Raw genomic sequence first — 17,501 nt, 5'->3', positions numbered from 1 at the left:
TTCGCCCGGTGCGGCGAGTGGGGGTGCCCCCTGCTCGAAGAGCTTGGGGGAGCGTGCATGGCGTCGCGCGGCAGGCGGGACTTTCGCAACACGCCCTAGCGAGGGGCATGGTTCACGCGGTCGCCGCCCCGCCTGTGTGCGGACATGCGGCGGCGCCTGCCAGGGCGTCCGGTCGGGGACAGTGAGGCAGGCGCCGTCTCGTGTTCCGCACGCCTTTGTGCGGGACGTCTCGAGTGACCGTTGTCCGGTCACGCATCCATGGGTCAGACCGTCAGCGAACGGTCCGTCGGGCGGATCGGGGCGGGCAGGTCGCTCGCTCCGGTGAGGAAGCGGTCGACACCGCGGGCGGCCGAGCGGCCCTCCGCGATGGCCCAGACGATGAGCGACTGGCCACGGCCCGCGTCACCGGCGACGAACACGCCGGGGACGTTGGTCGCGAAGTCGGCGTCGCGGGCGATGTTGCCGCGCTCATCGAGCTCCAGGCCGAACTGCGAGACCACGCCGTTCTCGACGTCCGTGCCGGTGAACCCCATCGCGAGCGTCACCAGCTGGGCGGGGATCTTGCGCTCCGTGCCCGGCTTCTGGTTCAGCTTGCCGCCGGTGAACTCTACCTCCACCAGGTGCAGCCACTGGACGTTGCCGTCCTCGTCGCCCTCGAAGTGGGTGGTGGAGACCGCGTAGACGCGCTCGCCGCCCTCCTCGTGCGCGGAGGTGACCTTGTAGAGCATGGGGAACGTCGGCCAGGGCTGGCCCGGGTTCCGCTCCTCGCCCGGCCGCGGCATGATCTCCAGCTGCGTGACCGAGGCCGCGCCCTGGCGGTGTGCGGTGCCCACGCAGTCCGCGCCGGTGTCGCCGCCGCCGATGACCACCACGTGCTTGCCCTCGGCGGTGATCGGGGGCGCCACGTAGTCGCCCTCCTGCACCTTGTTGGCCAGCGGCAGGTACTCCATGGCCTGGTGGATGCCGTTCAGCTCCCGCCCGGGGACGGGCAGGTCACGGGCGGTCGTGGCGCCGGCGGCGATGACCACGGCGTCGTACCGCTTGCGCAGGTCCGTCGCCTTGAGGTCGCGGCCGATCTCGATGCCGGTGCGGAAGCGGGTGCCCTCCGCGCGCATCTGCTCGATGCGGCGGTTGATGTGCCGCTTCTCCATCTTGAACTCGGGGATGCCGTAGCGCAGCAGACCGCCGATGCGGTCGGCGCGCTCGTACACCGCGACCGTGTGACCGGCCCGCGTGAGCTGCTGGGCGGCGGCGAGACCGGCGGGGCCGGAACCGATGACCGCGACGGTCTTGCCGGAGAGGCGCTCGGGGGCCTGGGCCGCGACGGTGCCGCTGTCCCACGCCTTGTCGATGATCGAGACCTCGACGTTCTTGATGGTCACGGCGGGCTGGTTGATGCCGAGCACACACGCGGACTCGCACGGAGCGGGGCACAGCCGGCCCGTGAACTCCGGGAAGTTGTTCGTGGCGTGCAGGCGCTCGGAGGCGGCCCCCCAGTCCTCGCGGTACGCGTAGTCGTTCCACTCGGGGATCAGGTTGCCCAGCGGACAGCCGTTGTGGCAGAACGGGATGCCGCAGTCCATGCAGCGCGAGGCCTGCTTGGAGATGATCGGGAGCAGCGAGCCCGGAACGTAGACCTCGTTCCAGTCCTTGAGGCGCTCCTCGACCGGCCGGGACCTGGCGACCTCACGGCCGTGGTTCAGAAAGCCCTTGGGATCAGCCATTGGTCGCCGCCTCCATCATCTTCTCGGTGATCTCGGACTCGTTGAGTCCGGCTCGCTCGGCGGCGTCCTTGGCGGCGAGCACTGCCTTGTAGGTGCTGGGAATGATCTTGCTGAAGCGCTCCACGGCGGTGGGCCACTCTGCGAGCAGCTTCTCGGCGACGGTGGAGCCGGTCTCCTCCGCGTGCCGGCGCACGACGTCGTGCAGCCACTGCTTGTCGGCGTCGTCGAGCGCCTCGACGGCGTCGACGCTGGCGACGTTCACGTTGTCGCGGTCGAGGTCGATGACGTAGGCGATGCCGCCGGACATGCCCGCCGCGAAGTTGCGGCCGGTCTCGCCGAGGACGACCGCGTGACCGCCGGTCATGTACTCGCAGCCGTGGTCGCCCACGCCCTCGGAGACCACCAGCGCGCCGGAGTTGCGGACGCAGAAGCGCTCGCCGGTGCGGCCGCGCAGGAACAGCTCGCCGCCGGTCGCGCCGTAGGCGATGGTGTTGCCCGCGATCGTCGAGTACTCGGCGAGGTGGTCGGCGCCCCGGTCGGGGCGGACGACGACCCGGCCGCCGGAGAGGCCCTTGCCGACGTAGTCGTTGGCGTCGCCCTCCAGGCGCAGCGTGACACCGCGCGGCAGGAAGGCGCCGAAGGACTGGCCCGCCGAGCCGGTGAAGGTGATGTCGATGGTGTCGTCGGGCAGGCCCGCGCCACCGAACTTCTTCGTCACCTCGTGGCCGAGCATGGTGCCGACCGTGCGGTTGATGTTGCGGATCGCGACCTGGGCGCGGACCGGCTGGGCGTCGGCCTGGGAGTCCGCGGCCAGCGCGTCGGCGGCGAGCTTGATCAGCTCGTTGTCGAGCGCCTTCTCCAGGCCGTGGTCCTGCGGGACGACCTGGTGCAGGGCCGCGCCCTCGGGCAGCTCGGGCACGTAGAAGAGCGGGGACAGGTCCAGGCCCTGCGCCTTCCAGTGGGTGACGGCGCGCTCCACGTCGAGGTTCTCGGCGTGGCCGACGGCCTCCTCGATGCTGCGGAAGCCGAGCTCGGCGAGGATCTCGCGGACTTCCTCGGCGATGAACTTGAAGAAGTTCACGACGTACTCGGCCTTGCCGGCGAAGCGGTCGCGCAGGACCGGGTTCTGGGTGGCGATGCCGACCGGGCAGGTGTCGAGGTGGCAGACGCGCATCATGACGCAGCCGGAGACGACGAGCGGCGCGGTCGCGAAACCGAACTCCTCGGCGCCGAGCAGCGCGGCGATGACGACGTCGCGGCCGGTCTTGAGCTGGCCGTCGGTCTGCACGACGATGCGGTCGCGCAGGCCGTTGAGCAGCAGGGTCTGCTGGGTCTCGGCGAGGCCGAGCTCCCAGGGGCCGCCCGCGTGCTTGAGCGAGGTCAGCGGGGAGGCACCGGTGCCGCCGTCGTGACCCGAGATGAGGACGACGTCCGCGTGCGCCTTCGACACACCGGCCGCGACCGTGCCGACGCCGACCTCCGACACCAGCTTCACGTGGATGCGCGCGGCCGGGTTGGCGTTCTTGAGGTCGTGGATCAGCTGAGCCAGGTCCTCGATGGAGTAGATGTCGTGGTGCGGCGGCGGGGAGATGAGGCCCACGCCCGGGGTCGAGTGACGGGTCTTGGCCACCCACGGGTAGACCTTGTGGCCGGGCAGCTGGCCGCCCTCGCCGGGCTTGGCGCCCTGGGCCATCTTGATCTGGATGTCGTCGGCGTTGACCAGGTACTCGGAGGTGACGCCGAAGCGACCGGAGGCGACCTGCTTGATCGACGAGCGGCGCGCCGGGTCGTACAGACGGTCCGGGTCCTCGCCGCCCTCACCGGTGTTGGACTTGCCGCCCAGCTGGTTCATGGCGATGGCGAGGGTCTCGTGCGCCTCCTTGGAGATGGAGCCGTACGACATGGCGCCGGTGGAGAAGCGCTTGACGATCTCGGAGACCGGCTCGACCTCGTCGACGGAGATCGACGGGCGGTCGGACGTGAAGCCGAACAGACCGCGCAGCGTCATGAGGCGCTCGGACTGCTCGTTGACGCGGTCGGTGTACTTCTTGAAGATCTCGTAGCTGCCGGAGCGCGTCGAGTGCTGGAGGCGGAAGACCGTCTCGGGGTCGAACAGGTGCGGCTCGCCCTCGCGGCGCCACTGGTACTCGCCGCCGATCTCCAGGGCACGGTGCGCGGGCGCGATGCCGGAGGCCGGGTAGGCCTTGGCGTGCCGGGCGGCGACCTCCTTGGCGACGACGTCGAGGCCGGCGCCGCCGATCTTGGTGGCCGTGCCGTTGAAGTACTTCTCGACGAAGGCGGATTCGAGGCCGACGGCCTCGAAGACCTGGGCGCCGCGGTAGGAGGCGACGGTCGAGATGCCCATCTTGGACATGACCTTCAGGACGCCCTTGCCGAGCGCGTAGATCAGGTTGCGGATGGCCTGCTCGGCCTCGATGCCGGACAGGAAGGTGCCCGCGCGGACGAGGTCCTCGACGGACTCCATGGCCAGGTAGGGGTTGACCGCCGCGGCGCCGTAGCCGATGAGCAGGGCGACGTGGTGGACCTCGCGGACGTCGCCGGCCTCGACCAGCAGGCCCACGTGGGTGCGCTGCTTGGTGCGGATGAGGTGGTGGTGGACGGCAGCGGTGAGCAGCAGCGAGGGGATCGGCGCGTGCTCGGCGTCGGAGTGACGGTCCGACAGGACGATCAGGCGGGCGCCGTTCTCGATGGCGGCGTCGGCCTCGGCGCAGATCTCCTCGATGCGGGCGGCGAGCGAGTCGCCTCCGCCGGAGACCCGGTACAGGCCGGACAGGGTCGCGGCCTTCATGCCGGGCATGTCGCCGTCGGCGTTGATGTGGATGAGCTTGGCCAGCTCGTCGTTGTCGATCACCGGGAAGGGCAGGGTGACGCTGCGACAGGAGGCGGCCGTCGGGTCCAGCAGGTTGCCCTGGGGGCCCAGCGAGGAGCGCAGGGAGGTGACCAGCTCTTCGCGGATCGCGTCCAGCGGCGGGTTGGTGACCTGGGCGAACAGCTGGGTGAAGTAGTCGAAGAGCAGACGCGGGCGCTGCGAGAGCGCGGCGATCGGCGAGTCGGTGCCCATCGAGCCGATCGGCTCGGCGGCGGCCTTGGCCATCGGCGCGAGGATGATCCGCAGCTCCTCCTCCGTGTAGCCGAAGGTCTGCTGGCGGCGGGTGACCGAGGCGTGGGTGTGCACGATGTGCTCGCGCTCGGGCAGGTCGGAGAGCTCGATCTCGCCGGCTTCCAGCCAGTCCGCGTACGGCTTCGCGACGGCGAGACCGGCCTTGATCTCGTCGTCCTCGATGATCCGGTGCTCGACGGTGTCGACGAGGAACATCTTGCCGGGCTGGAGGCGGCCCTTGCGGACGACCTTGGCGGGGTCGATGTCGAGGACGCCGACCTCGGAGCCGAGGACGACGAGGCCCTCGTCGGTGACCCAGTAGCGGCCGGGGCGCAGACCGTTGCGGTCGAGGACCGCGCCGACCTGGGTGCCGTCGGTGAAGGTGACGCAGGCCGGGCCGTCCCAGGGCTCCATCATCGTGGAGTGGAACTGGTAGAAGGCGCGCCGGGCCGGGTCCATGGAGTCGTGGTTCTCCCACGCCTCCGGGATCATCATCAGCACGGAGTGCGGCAGCGAACGGCCGCCGAGGTGCAGGAGTTCGAGCACCTCGTCGAAGGAGGCCGAGTCGGAGGCGTCGGGGGTGCAGACCGGGAAGATCCGCTCCAGGCCCTTGTCCCCGAACAGGTCGGAGGCGAGCTGGGACTCGCGGGCGACCATCCAGTTGCGGTTGCCCTTGACCGTGTTGATCTCGCCGTTGTGCGCGACGAAGCGGTACGGGTGGGCGAGCGGCCAGCTCGGGAAGGTGTTCGTGGAGAACCGGGAGTGCACGAGCGCGATCGCGGAGGCGAAGCGGCGGTCGGACAGGTCCGGGAAGAAGGGCTCCAGCTGGCCGGTGGTCAGCATGCCCTTGTAGACGATGGTCCGCGCGGACAGCGAGGGGAAGTAGACCCCGACCTCGCGCTCGGCGCGCTTGCGCAGCACGAAGGCGCTGCGGTCGAGGGCGATGCCCTCGTTCTCCCCGTCGGTGACGAAGATCTGGCGGAAGGCCGGCATCGTCGAGCGGGCGGTGGCGCCGAGGAGTTCGGGGGCGACCGGGACCTCGCGCCAGCCGAGGACGGTGAGGCCCTCTTCGGCGGCGATCGTCTCGATGCGCGAGACGGCGTCGGCCGTGCCGTCCTCGGGGAGGAAGGCGATGCCCACCGCGTACGCACCGGCTGCGGGGAGTTCGAATCCGGCCACCTCGCGCAGGAAGGCGTCCGGGACCTGGGACAGGATGCCGGCGCCGTCACCCGAGTCGGGCTCGGAGCCGGTGGCACCGCGGTGTTCCAGGTTGCGCAGAACGGTGAGCGCCTGCTCGACCAGCGCATGGCTCGCCTCGCCGGTGAGGGTGGCCACGAAACCGACGCCACAGGCGTCCTTTTCGTTGCGGGGGTCGTACATACCCTGCGCAGCAGGGCGAGCATCCATGAAGGACCACTTCCGGTCGTTCGTGGAGTGCTGGGACGGCTGGCGCGGCGTACGCATCGGCTCTCCCGTCGTCGTCGGGGCGGGGGGTCTCCCAGGCTCTGAAGGCGCTGGGGAGACATCTGCCGAGGGACGACGTTGGCCCTCTGCTGGGTGCAAAATTTCGTGCAGGTTACATGATGGAGTGGTTCTCGGGAACCGGATACTGCGTTCCAACATGCGGACACCACGGGAGCCACGGCGGGGGTAACGCGCTTCGGCGGTGGAGAGTATGGGACCTAAAGCGGACAGATCGATGACCATCGGTCCGGTTCGCGGCAGAGGTCGTGATCCGCCGCGAGAGACGCGGCCCCGGCGTCATTGCCGGTGGCGCTTACGGCTCATTCCCAGCGGCCACGGAATCGAAACCGCCGGGTAACAACTACTTATGCAGTCCCATGCATAGGTGATCGAGCCCTCATCCTACGGCCGCGCCGAACAAACCACCCAGGGCGTACGTCACACCTGCCGCGGCACCACCGAGGGCGAGCTGCCGCAGTCCGCTGAACCACCAGGACCGTGCGGTCACCTTGGCCACGACGGCACCGCAGGCGAAGAGCCCGATCATGGCGAGCAGCACCGCCGGCCACAGCACGGTCGCGCCGAGCAGATACGGCAGGACGGGCAGCAGGGCGCCGAGTGCGAACGAGCCGAAGCTGGAGACGGCGGCGACGGCCGGGGAGGGCAGGTCGCCGGGGTCTATGCCGAGTTCCTCGCGGGCGTGGATCTCCAGGGCCTGCTCGGGGTCGCGGGAGAGCTGCCGGGCGACCTCGCGGGCCAGCTCGGGCTCGACGCCGCGGGCCTCGTAGAGCGCGGCCAGCTCGCGCTCCTCGTCCTTGGGGTGCTTGCGCAGCTCGCGCCGCTCGACGTCGAGTTCCGCCTCGACGAGTTCGCGCTGCGAGGCGACGGAGGTGTACTCGCCGGCGGCCATCGAGAACGCTCCGGCGGCCAGGCCCGCGAGCCCGGTGATGACGATCGTCTGCTGGGAGACGGCCCCGCCGGCGACGCCGGTCATCAGGGCGAGGTTGGAGACCAGGCCGTCCATCGCGCCGAACACGGCCGGGCGCAGCCAGCCGCCGTTGACGTCGCGGTGGGTGTGGTTGTCGCGGTGCGCAACGTGCAGCGTCGCCTCGGTCTCGATGATCGCCATGCCGGGTCCCCCAGAGTGCTTGATTGGACTGTTTCCACTTTTCGACAACCCTGAAAGTACGCCGTAAATTTCCCCGCCGCCAGCAAGGAAAGGCTGGGCTAACCTGCGCTTTTACCTCTCGGTGCTCATCCGTGGCATGTCATGCACATATGTCGACCGGGTGACAGTGATGCCCTCGAGGCTCTTGTCAACCGCCAACGTGGCACACATCCGGGAGGGGTTCCGCGCGCCGCATTCCGCACGCCGGCAGGGACCCCGAGAGGAGAGGCACGTATGGCTTCCATCGCCTGCATTCCCTCGGTCCCGGCCTCCGGGGACGCCGCCGACCTGCGTGAGAGGGCACGCGGCGCGCTGCTCGGGCTCGCCGTCGGCGACGCGCTGGGCGCCCCCGCCGAGAACATGAAGCCCTCGGAGATCCGCGCGCGCTGGGGCCGGATCACCGGGTACGTCGCCGAGCATCCGGCCGGGACGGACGACACGGAGTACGCCATCTTCTCGGGGCTGCTGCTGGCCCGGCACGGCTCGGCGCTGACCGTGGCCCACGTCGAGTCGGCCTGGCACCAGTGGATCGCGGACCGCGACGAGGGGCCCTTCCGCGGCGCCGGCTTCAGCGAGCGCGGCACGCTGGAGAACCTCCGCCGGGGGCTCGCGGCGCCCATCTCCGCCCAGCACCGGCACGCCTGGAGCGACGGTCTCGCCATGCGCGCGGCCCCCTTCGGCGTCTTCGCGGCGGGCCGGCCCGCCGAGGCCGCCCGGCTCGTGGCGATCGACGGCTCGGTGAGCCACGAGGGCGAGGGTATCTACGGCGGCCAGGCCGTCGCGGCCGGGGTCGCCGCCGCGATGGCGGGCGCCTCCACCGCCACGGTCGTCGCCTCCGCGCTGGCCGTCGTCCCGGACGACTCCTGGACGGCCCGCTCGCTGCGCCGGGCGGTCGCGGTGGCGCACCGGGGCGAGCGCGCGGTGCGCTCGGCGGTCGTCATCGGCGGCTACCCGTGGACCGATCTGGCCCCCGAGGCCGTGGCCCTCGCGTTCGGCGCGTACGCGGCGGCGGACGGGGCGTTCGCCGAGGCGGTCCTCACCGCGGTGAACATGGGCCGCGACGCCGACACGACGGCCGCGGTGGCCGGGGCGCTGGCGGGCGCCGGCCGGGGCGTGTCCGCGATCCCCGCCGTGTGGGCGGCGGCCGTCGGGCCCGCCCGCGGCAGCTGCCTCCCCTCGATGGAGGGCCACCACGTCCTGGACGTGGCCGACCTGCTGACCCCGGAGCACGGGGAGAAGTGGAGCGCCGAGCGGCACTCACCACCCGCGGCCCTTCCGCTCGACGCCTTCGGGATCACGGATCCGCCCGTGGACACGGCCGGGGCGCCTCTCGACGGTGCAGGGGTATACCGGTGAGCCCCGGGCTGCTGGGGGAAGATCCCGCCGCCGAGGGCGGCGCCGCCTCGGCCACGGGAGCGGACGAGGCGGAGGGCCTCGCGGTGGAGGAGCCGGGGACCGGGGATGCCGGGCCGGGCGGGCCCCTGCGTAAGGGCATCGGGTATGCCGGGCCGGGCGGGCACACGCGCGAGGACACCGAGGAAGCCAGGCCGGGCGAGCACCCGCGCCAGGGAGCCCAAGACCGCGGGCGCACACGCGAGGGGACCGGAGACGCCGGGCCGGGCGGGCACACGCGCCAAGGCACCGGAGAAGCCGGGCCCGGCGGGCACACGCGCGAGGACACCGGAGAAGCCAGGCCCGGCGGGCACACGCACCAGGGAGCCCGAGACGCCGGGCACACGCCCGAGGGGACCGGAGATGCCGGGCCGGGCGGGCACACGCGCGAGGACACCGAGGAAGCCAGGCCCGGCGGGCACACGCACCAGGGAGCCCGAGACGCCGGGCACACGCCCGAGGGGACCGGAGATGCCGGGCCCGGCGAGCACACGCACCAAGGGGCCCTGGACGCCCGGCGCACGCGCGAAGGCACCGCCTCCGCGGCCACCCGCACCCCGACGACACCGGCGGCACCGACTGCACCGACTGCACCGACTGCACCGGCCCGCCCGACCCCGGAAGCGGACCCCCCGCACCCCGGCCCGGCCCTCGGTCGCGGGGCCGGGGAGCCCGTGGCGCGTCCGGCGCCGTCCGGTAAGGGTGTGCGGCGGATCGAGGGGCTGCTGCTGGGGCTCGCCGCCGGGGACGCCGCGGGCTGGCCCGCCGCACGGCACCGGGCCGCCCGCATGCCGGAGTGGACCCGGCGGCTGACCCGCGAGCTCGACACCTTCGCGGAGCAGAACGCGACGACGACCCTGCCGGTGCCGATCGCGCTGAACCAGCCGCCGGAACCGCTGCGGCTCGGCCCCTCGGACGACGCCGAGTGGGCGGCGTTCGCGGCGGAGGCCGTGCTGCGGGCGGGCGAGACCGCGGCGCTCGGCGATCTGAGCCTGGAGCGCCGGATGCGCGCGTCCATCGACCTGTCCTGGAACGCCGTCGCCAGCGAGGTCGCCGCCGCCGCGGACCGCGCCCCCGAGGTCGAGTCCGCGCTGCTCCCGCTGCGCGCCCGGATCTCGGTACGGGCCGGACTCGGCAACCTCGCCACCGGCCTGCGCCCGCCCGCCACCGGCCACGACAACCCCCACTACTTCGACGACGCGGCCTGCGTACGGGCCTGCGTGCTCGCCGTGGCCCACCCGGGAGACCCCCGACTCGCCGCGGAACTGGCCGAGTTCGACGCCCGCTACACCCAGGACGGCGACGGTGTGCACGGCGCCCGCGCCATGGCCGCCGCGGTGGCGCTCGCCCTCGCCGGGCACGACGTCGGCACCTGTACGGAGGCGGCCCTCGCCGAACTGCCCGCCGCCACCGAGATCGGCCGCAACGCCCGGCACGCCCTCGGGCTCGCCCGCGCCGGCGAGAGCGCCTTCGCGCTGGTCCCGCTGCTCGAGCACCAGATCGTCGACCACGTCTACAGCTACGGGATCGCGGCCGCCGAGACAGTGCCCGTCGCGCTGGCCCTTGCGCTGGCCGCGCGCGGCCGGATCGCCGAGGCCGTCCCGGCCGCCGCCTGTCTGTCCCGGGTCGCCGACTCGGCCCCCGCGCTGGCGGGCGCGCTCACCGGCGCGCTCGGCGGCGGTGCCGCGGTCCCCGGCTCCTGGCGCGACGCCTGCCGCACCCTGTCCGGCTGCGCGCTGCCCCGGCTGACCGGCACCGATCTCATCTCGCTCGCCGAACTCCTGGAGGCGACGGGACGCGCCGACCCGCTCGATTCCCCGGAACGGGTGGCCCCAGAGGGATGATTCGGGCATGACGCCCAAAGGAGAAGGAACGGGAACCCTCGACGAACGGATCGGCGGAGCCCTCGTCGGGGCCGCGGTCGGCGACGCGCTCGGCGGTCCCGTCGAGGGGTACTCCCCCGAGCAGATCACCGAACGTCACGGCGGCCGTGTGCACGGCGTCGTCGGCCCCTGGAACGGCGACGCCTGGCCCACCGCCCGTCCGATCGCCCCGTACCACAAGGGCGACGGGCACGTCACCGACGACACCCTGATGACCCACGCGCTGGTACGGGTGTACGCGCGGGTGCGCGACCACCTCGACGCCTACGCGGTCGCCGAGCACCTCGTCCCCGACCTGATGACGACCCCCCGCTGGATCCCGGAACTGGAGGCGGAGGCCCTCCCCCTCCAGCGGATCTTCCTCGCCGAGAAGTGGCTGGTCGCCCGGCTCCACTACGGCCATGTCGACCCCCGCGAGGCCGGCAACGGCAACATCGTCAACTGCGGTGCGGCGATGTACATGGCGCCCGTCGGCCTGGTCAACGCGGCGAACCCGGCGGGCGCGTACGCCGAGGCGCTCGATGTCGCGGGTGCCCACCAGTCCTCGTACGGGCGCGAGGCCGCGGGCGTCTTCGCGGCGGCCGTCGCCGCGGCCTGCTCCCCCGGCGCGACCCCCCGCTCGGTCGTCGACGCGTGTCTGGCCCTGGCCAAGGACGGCACCCGCGCCGCCGTCGAGGCGGTCTGCGAAGTCGCCGCGCGGCACACGGACTTCGAGTCGGCGCTCGTCCCGCTGCGCCGGGCGGTCGCCCCCTTCGACACGGTCGGCCCCGACTACCGCTCCCCCTCCCTCGGCGCCCGGCGCCCCTCCCGGCTCCACTCCATCGAGGAACTTCCCGTCGCGCTGGGCATGTTGCTGGTGTCCGGCGGTGACTTCCGGCACGCGGTCCTCGGTTCGGTCAACTACGGACGCGACTGCGACTCCATCGCCACCATGGCCGGCGCCCTCGCGGGAGCGCTGGGCTCCGAGGTCCCGCACGACTGGGCCAAGACGGTGGCCGAGTCCAGCCGCCTCGACCTGGACGCCCCGGCGCGTACGCTGGCCGAGGTGACCCGGGAGATCTTCGGCCGTGACCTCCGGCGCCGCCGGGCCCACGAGGCGGCGTACGCCGCGCTGACGGGAACACCGTGCTCCGGCTGACCTGGGTCCAGCCCGAGGACCTCCTCGGGCACGAACTCCACCAGGCGGTGCAGGACGGCCGTGACCCCTCCCTCGTCGCCGCCCGCTGGTACGCGGCGGGCGGCAGGACCGCCCCGCCGCGCGCGGGCGCGTCGGAGGCACCGGCCTCGCCGTCCCTGCGCCGGCTCGCGTCCGTCCTCCTCGACGAACTCGCCGCCCTGCCGGGCCGGCTGGCGGACGACGAACCGACGGACCTCGCGCTGATCAAGGCCCAGTGCCCGGACTGGCCGCCCCCTCGGTACGCGCCCGTGCCCGCCCCCGGACCCCTGCGCCTGGAGGCGGCCTGGGTCGGCCGGGCCGTGGGCTGTCTGCTCGGCAAACCCGTGGAGAAGCTCCCCCTCGGGGCGATCCGCGCCCTCGCGAAGGCCTCCGGCAACTGGCCCCTGCGCACCTGGTTCACCGCCCGGGGCGTCCCCGCGGAGCTGCTGGCCGCCCACCCCTGGAACCGGCGCTCCGCCGCCACCTCGCTGGCCGAGAACATCGACGGCATGCCGGAGGACGACGACCTCAACTACCCGCTTCTGAACCTGCTGTTGCTCCAGCGGTACGGCCGGGACTTCAGCACCGCGGACGTGGCCCGCCTCTGGCTCGACGAACTCCCCGCGGGCCGTACCTTCACCGCGGAACGCATCGCCTACCGCAATCTGCTCGGCGGAGTCGAGCCCCCGGACACCGCCCGGCGCCACAATCCCTTCCGCGAGTGGATCGGCGCCCTGATCCGCGCGGACGTGCACGGCTGGACCAACCCTGGCGACCCGGCGCGGGCCGCCGAACAGGCGTACCGCGACGCCGCCCTCACCCACACGGCCAACGGCGTCTACGCTGCCATGTTCACGGCCGCCGCCATCGCCGAGGCGGCCGGCGCGACGAGCGACGTCCACGCCTGTCTGCGCACCGGGCTGAGGGTCGTCCCGCCCGGCTCCCGGCTGGCCCGTGCGGTCCGCCAGGCCGTCCGGCTGGCCCGTACGACCGAGGACTTCGACACCGTCGTCGACGAACTGCACGCCGTCCACCGGGACTGCCACTGGGTCCACGCCGTCCCCAACACCGCGCTGATCGCCGCCGCCCTCACCCACGCGGACGGCGACTTCGGCGGCTCCGTCTGCCGTGCGGTGTCCGGCGGTCTGGACACCGACTCCAACGGCGCCACCGCCGGAAGCATCGCCGGCCTGCTCGCGGGCGACCCCGCCGCGCTGCCCGACCGCTTCACCGGTCCCCTCAAGAACCGGCTCGCCACCTCCGTCGCCGACTTCAACGGCATCGGATTCGACGCCCTCGCCCACCTCACACACCGGGAGACCGTCCGCCCATGACCCATATCGCCGTGCTCGGCAGCACGAACATGGACCTCGTCGCGTATGTCGCCAAGGCCCCGCAGCGCGGGGAGACCGTGACGGGACGGGAGTTCCGCACGGTCCCCGGCGGCAAGGGCGCGAACCAGGCGGTGGCCGCCGCGCACGCGGGCGCCGACGTCTCCCTGATCGGCGCGGTGGGCGCCGACTCCTTCGGCAGCCAACTCCGTTCCACGCTGGAGCATTTCGGCGTGAACACCGACCATCTGCGCACCACCGAGGGCCCGTCCGGCACCGCGCACATCGTGGTGGACGACGAGGGCGGCAACGCGATCGTCGTCATCCCCGGCGCCAACGGCACCGTCACCTCCCTCGCCCCCGGCGACGAGGGCCTCATCGCCAGCGCCGACGCGCTGCTCCTGCAACTGGAGATCCCGCTGGAAGCCGTGCTCTCCGGCGCCGAGGCCGCCCGCAGACACGGCGTCCGGACGATCCTGACCCCCGCCCCCGCCCAGTTCCTGTCCCCCGAGCTGCTGTCCGCCATCGACCTGCTGGTGCCCAACCAGCACGAAGCCGCCGCGCTCACCGGCTTCACCGACCCGCGGGGGGCCGCCGCGGCACTGCTCGAACAGGTCCCGGAGGTCGTCGTCACCCTGGGCGCCGAGGGCAGCCTGTACGCGGCCCGGGGCGCCGACCCCATCACGGTGCCCTCGCCGAAGGTGACCGCCGTGGACTCCACCGGAGCCGGCGACACCTTCGTCGGCAACCTGGCCGTGGCGCTCGCCGAGGGCCGCGAGATGTCGGAGGCGATGGTGTGGGCGTCGGCGGCCGCCTCGCTGTCGGTGCAGCGGCACGGGGCGACGTCCTCGATGCCGTACCGCGCCGAGATCGACACCCAGGCCGGCGCATGAGCGGGCCCGGTGAGGGCGGCCCCCTCGACGGCCTGCGCGTCCTCGACCTCGCGACCCTGTTCGCCGGGCCACTCGCCGCCACCCTGCTCGGCGACTTCGGCGCGCAGGTCGTCAAGGTCGAGCACCCCCGTCAGCCCGACCCGTCCCGGGGGCACGGGCCCTCGAAGGACGGCATCGGCCTGTGGTGGAAGGTCCTCGGCCGCAACAAGCGCACGATCACCCTCGACCTGTCCAGGCGCGGCGGCCGGGAGACCCTGCTCCGGCTCGCCGCCGACACCGACGTGATCATCGAGAACTTCCGTCCGGGCACGCTGGAGAAGTGGGATCTCGGCTGGGCGGAGCTGTCCGCGGCCAACCCCCGGCTGGTCCTCGCCCGGGTCACCGCCTTCGGCCAGTTCGGCCCCTACGCGCACCGCCCCGGCTTCGGCACGCTGGCGGAGGCGATGAGCGGCTTCGCGGCGATCACCGGGGAGGCGGACGCGCCGCCGACCCTCCCGCCGTTCGGCCTCGCCGACTCGATCGCCGGGCTCGCGACGGCCTACGCCGTGATGGCCGCCCTGCGGGCCCGCGAGCGCACCGGCGAGGGCCAGGTGGTCGACATGGCGATCATCGAGCCGATCCTGACCGTCCTCGGCCCGCAGCCGATCTGGTACGACCAGCTGGGCCACGTCCAGCCGCGCACCGGCAACCGCTCGGCGAACAACGCGCCCCGCAACACCTACCGGACCGCCGACGGCTCCTGGGTCGCCGTCTCGACGTCGGCGCAGTCCGTGGCCGAGCGGGTGATGCGACTGGTGGGCCGCCCCGACGTGATCGACGAGCCGTGGTTCGCGACCGGCGCGGACCGGGCCCGGCACGCCGACGTCCTCGACGGCGCGGTGGGCGCGTGGATCGCCGAACGCACCCAGGACGAGGTCCTCGCCGCCTTCGAGAAGGCCGAGGCCGCGATCGCGCCCGTCCAGGACGTCCGGGGCGTCATGAGCGATCCGCAGTACCAGGCCCTGGACACCGTCACCCGGGTCGACGACCCGGAACTGGGTCCGCTGCGCATGCAGAACGTCCTCTTCCGGCTCTCCGCCACCCCCGGCGCCATCCGCTGGGCGGGCCGCCCGCACGGCGCGGACACCGACGCCGTGCTCGGTGAACTCGGACTGACGGCGCCCGAGATCGAGGCACTGAGGGCGGAGGGGGCGCTGTGACCCCGGACCTGCTGCCGCTGACCTGGCTGTACGCGCCGGGCGACCGGCCCGAGGTGGTGGCCAAGGCCCTGGCCTCCGGGGCGGACGTCGTCCTCGTCGACCTGGAGGACGCGGTCGCCCCGCACCGCAAGGAGTACGCCCGCTCGGCCACCGCCGACCTGCTCGCCGAGGAACCGCCCGTCCCGGTGCACGTCCGGGTCAACGCCCTCGACGGCCCCTACTGCGACGCCGACCTGAAGACCCTCTCGCCGTTGCGCGGGCTGTCGGGTCTGCGGCTGCCGAAGGTGACCTCGCGGCACGACGTCGTCCGGGTGGCGGCGAACGCGACCCCGGCGGAGGGCGGCACGATCCCCCTCTACGCCCTGCTGGAGTCGGCTCTCGGCATCGAGCAGGCGTACTCCATCGCCTCGTCCCACGGCGCGCTGCGCGGGATCTCGCTCGGCGAGAGCGATCTGCGGGCCGACCTCGGCGTCCGCGACGAGGCGGGCCTCGACTGGTCCCGGGCGCGCCTGGTCGTGGCCGCGCGGGCGGCGGGGCTGCCCCCGCCGGCCCAGTCGGTCTATCCCGACATCCGCGACGTCGAGGGGCTGGCCTCGTCCTGTGCGCGCGGCCGGGCCCTCGGCTTCCTCGGACGCGCGGCGATCCACCCCCGCCAGCTCCCGATCATCGAGCGGGCCTACCTTCCCACCCCGGCCGAGGTGGACTCCGCCGAGGCGGTCGTCCGGGCGGCGGCGGCCGATCCGGGCGCGCAGGCCCTGCCGGACGGCCGGTTCATCGACGCGGCGGTGGTCGCGGGCGCGCGCCGCACCCTGGCCCTCGCCGAACGCCTGGCCGGGACCTGAGACCGGGCGCGGCCCGGACGGCGCGGCCCGGTCCGGCCTGGTCCGGCCTGGTCCGGGGCGAGGCGTTGCGGGGCGGTACGGCGGGCAGTACGGAGGCAGCACGAAGGGGGCGCCGCGTCCCGGACGCGGCGCCCCCTTCGGGTGTACGAGGAGAACTCAGCTCTTCTTGGCGGACCCGGCCTCGTCCCGCGCCACGGTCCCGGCCCCGGACTCCTCCTCGGACTCCGACGCGGAGGCGGACCCGGTGGAGTCCGAGGGCTCCGGCTCGGCGGACCCGGTGGCGCTCTCCTTGCCGAGGTCGACGGACTCGTCCGTGTCCCCGCTCGCGCCGGCGTCGCTCTCGGCCTTGCCCCCGGTCTTGTCCCCGGCGGCCTCGGCCTCGCTCTTGCCCTCGGCCTTGTCGTCGGCCTTGTCGTCGGCCGCGTCCTCGGCGGAGGCGGACGCTTCGCCCTCGGCCGGGGCGTCCTCGGCGGCCCCCGGCTCCACGATCTCCTCCCGGCCCGGACGCAGCCGGGACGAGATCACGATGTAGGCCACCGCGAGGACGAAGACCACCATCGCGGTCCAGTCGTTCAGACGCAGACCCAGGATGTGGTGGGCGTCGTCGACCCGCATGTACTCGATCCAGCCCCGGCCGACGCAGTAGGCGGCGACGTACAGGGCGAAGGCGCGTCCATGGCCGAGCTTGAAGCGGCGGTCGGCCCAGATGACCAGGAAGCCGACGCCGACGCACCACAGGGACTCGTACAGGAAGGTCGGGTGGTAGTACCCGGGGACGCGGCCGTCCGTGGAGGACGTGATGTGCAGCGCCCACGGAACGTCGGTCGGCTTGCCGTACAGCTCCTGGTTGAACCAGTTGCCCCAGCGTCCGCACGCCTGGGCGAAGGCGATGCCCGGTGCCACGGCGTCGGCCCAGGCGGGCAGCGGGATACCGCGGCGGCGGCACCCGATCCAGGCGCCCAGCGCACCGAGGGCGATGGCGCCCCAGATGCCGAGCCCGCCCTGCCAGACCTTGAAGGCGTCCACCCAGTCACGGCCCTCGCTGAAGTACAGCTCGTAGTCCGTGATCACGTGGTAGAGGCGGCCGCCGACCAGGCCGAAGGGCACGGCCCAGACCGCGATGTCGGCCACCGTGCCGGACCGCCCTCCCCGGGCGATCCAGCGCTTGTTGCCGAGCCAGACGGCCAGAAAGACGCCGATGATGATGCAGAACGCGTAGCCGCGCAGCGGAATGGGGCCGAGGTGCAGCACACCGTGCGACGGGCTGGGAATGTAGGCAAGTTCCATGGCAAGGTCGACGCTACCGTGCCGGACGCCGCCCACGGCGG

At 73.1% G+C, this 17,501-nt stretch carries 11 protein-coding genes; 7 read left to right on the top strand and 4 right to left on the bottom strand.

Annotation, left to right across the window (positions count from 1 at the left end; translation table 11 throughout):
• Positions 1-263: 263 nt before the first annotated feature.
• The 3 genes from IO36_RS25930 to IO36_RS25920 form a co-directional block, all read right to left on the bottom strand.
• On the bottom strand, positions 264-1,724 hold the full coding sequence (locus tag IO36_RS25930; protein WP_037623366.1) for a glutamate synthase subunit beta: 1,461 nt from the start codon (positions 1,722-1,724) through the stop codon (positions 264-266).
• Positions 1,717-6,309: a glutamate synthase large subunit gene (gene gltB / locus IO36_RS25925; protein ID WP_078943441.1), complete on the bottom strand. Its 4,593-nt coding sequence runs from the start codon at positions 6,307-6,309 to the stop codon at positions 1,717-1,719. The genes IO36_RS25930 and gltB overlap by 8 nt, the downstream gene beginning before the upstream one ends.
• A 397-nt stretch (positions 6,310-6,706) precedes the next feature.
• Positions 6,707-7,438, bottom strand: coding sequence for a VIT1/CCC1 transporter family protein (locus tag IO36_RS25920; protein ID WP_037623364.1), 732 nt, complete (start codon positions 7,436-7,438; stop codon positions 6,707-6,709).
• Positions 7,439-7,711: 273 nt separating this feature from the next.
• On the opposite strand from IO36_RS25920, the gene IO36_RS25915 reads away from it, so the two are divergent.
• The 7 genes from IO36_RS25915 to IO36_RS25885 all read left to right on the top strand — a co-directional run bounded on the left by IO36_RS25915 (position 7,712) and on the right by IO36_RS25885 (position 16,173).
• A complete protein-coding gene (locus tag IO36_RS25915; RefSeq protein WP_245173488.1) occupies positions 7,712-8,833 on the top strand; it encodes an ADP-ribosylglycohydrolase family protein in 1,122 nt (373 codons plus the stop codon).
• Positions 8,834-9,573: 740 nt separating this feature from the next.
• Complete coding sequence (locus tag IO36_RS25910) at positions 9,574-10,713, top strand: ADP-ribosylglycohydrolase family protein (protein WP_051900953.1); 1,140 nt, start codon at positions 9,574-9,576, stop codon at positions 10,711-10,713.
• Positions 10,714-10,720: 7 nt separating this feature from the next.
• Complete coding sequence (locus IO36_RS25905) at positions 10,721-11,890, top strand: ADP-ribosylglycohydrolase family protein (RefSeq protein WP_037623363.1); 1,170 nt, start codon at positions 10,721-10,723, stop codon at positions 11,888-11,890.
• Positions 11,878-13,242, top strand: a complete 1,365-nt coding sequence (locus IO36_RS25900; RefSeq protein ID WP_037623362.1) for an ADP-ribosylglycohydrolase family protein — start codon at positions 11,878-11,880, stop codon at positions 13,240-13,242. Before IO36_RS25905 ends, IO36_RS25900 begins: the two co-directional genes overlap by 13 nt.
• Positions 13,239-14,132, top strand: coding sequence for a ribokinase (rbsK, locus tag IO36_RS25895; protein ID WP_037623361.1), 894 nt, complete (start codon positions 13,239-13,241; stop codon positions 14,130-14,132). Before IO36_RS25900 ends, rbsK begins: the two co-directional genes overlap by 4 nt.
• Positions 14,129-15,331 (top strand): CaiB/BaiF CoA transferase family protein, encoded by a 1,203-nt coding sequence (locus tag IO36_RS25890; RefSeq protein WP_037623360.1) that lies wholly within the window; start codon positions 14,129-14,131, stop codon positions 15,329-15,331. The genes rbsK and IO36_RS25890 overlap by 4 nt, the downstream gene beginning before the upstream one ends.
• Positions 15,328-16,173 carry an HpcH/HpaI aldolase/citrate lyase family protein gene (locus IO36_RS25885; RefSeq protein WP_037623359.1) on the top strand — a complete coding sequence of 282 codons (846 nt, stop codon included), beginning with the start codon at positions 15,328-15,330 and terminating at the stop codon, positions 16,171-16,173. Before IO36_RS25890 ends, IO36_RS25885 begins: the two co-directional genes overlap by 4 nt.
• 156 nt (positions 16,174-16,329) lie before the next feature.
• Here the strand turns inward: IO36_RS25885 and lgt are convergent, their stop codons facing one another.
• The gene (lgt, locus tag IO36_RS25880) at positions 16,330-17,460 is read right to left on the bottom strand and encodes a prolipoprotein diacylglyceryl transferase (RefSeq protein WP_078943439.1); all 1,131 of its coding nucleotides are present in this window, start codon (positions 17,458-17,460) and stop codon (positions 16,330-16,332) included.
• Positions 17,461-17,501: the final 41 nt, after the last annotated feature.

The sequence above is a fragment of the Streptomyces aureus genome (genome assembly GCF_000725495.1).
Lineage (GTDB): Bacteria > Actinomycetota > Actinomycetes > Streptomycetales > Streptomycetaceae > Streptomyces > Streptomyces aureus_B.
The sequence above is the reverse complement of the archived record's forward strand: the minus strand, read 5'-3'. Positions and strand labels throughout refer to the sequence as shown.